Below are 881 nucleotides of genomic sequence, written 5' to 3' on the forward strand. Positions count from 1 at the left end.
GTCGCGGGGCTGGTGGAGGTGTTGCCGGTCTCGCCGTTGCAGGAGGGCCTGCTCTTCCACTCGCTGTTCGACCAGGGCGGCACCGACGTGTACGTGGAGCAGCTGCTCCTGGACGTGCGGGGGCCGGTGGACGTTGGGGTGTTGCGGGCGTCGTGGCAGGCGGTGGTGGACCGGCATGCGGGTCTGCGGGCGGGGTTCTGGCAGCCGCCGGGTGTTGAGCAGCCGGTACAGGTGATCGCCGAGGGCGTCGAACTGCCGTGGCGCGAAGTGGACCTGTCCTCTCTGGGCTCGCTCCAGGCGGTGGACGAAGCGGAGGCACTGGAGTGTGAGGAGCGGGCGCGGCGGTTCGACCTCGTCCGGCCTCCGCTGCTGCGGGTGCTGCTGGTGAAGGTGGGCGAGGACCGTTGGCGGTTGGCGGTCACCCTGCACCACCTGGTGCTGGACGGCTGGTCCCTGCCCATTCTGCTGCGTGAGGTGTGGACGGCTTACGCGGCGGGTGGCAGTGGGGTGGGGCTGCCGGTGGTGACGCCGTATCGGGAGTACGCGGCGTGGCTGGCCCGGCAGGACGGGGACGCGGCACGGGACGCTTGGCGCCGGGCGCTGGCCGGCGCCGAGGAACCGACGCTCGTAGCTCCGACCGTGGCGCGGGCCGCCGTGGTCGAACCCCGTCAACTGACGATCGCACCGGGCGCGGAGTTGGCCGAGGCACTGGGTGAACTCGCTCGTCGGTCGGGTGTCACGGTGAACACTGTGGTGCAGGTGGCGTGGGCTGTGGTGGTGGGTGCGCTGGCGGGTCGGCGTGATGTGGTGTTCGGGGCGACGGTGGCGGGCCGACCGGCCGAGCTGCCCGGCATGGAGCACATGCTGGGGTTGTTCATCAA

Annotated in this window: 1 protein-coding gene; it reads left to right on the top strand. The window is 71.5% G+C overall.

The genetic code is table 11. The features are described 5' to 3' along the window. Positions 1 to 881, top strand: an 881-nt coding sequence (locus ACTT8P_RS38335; protein WP_442836409.1) for a condensation domain-containing protein, incomplete at both ends; no start/stop codon positions are given.

Source organism: Streptomyces sp. JW3 (assembly GCF_052216785.1).
Lineage (GTDB): Bacteria > Actinomycetota > Actinomycetes > Streptomycetales > Streptomycetaceae > Streptomyces.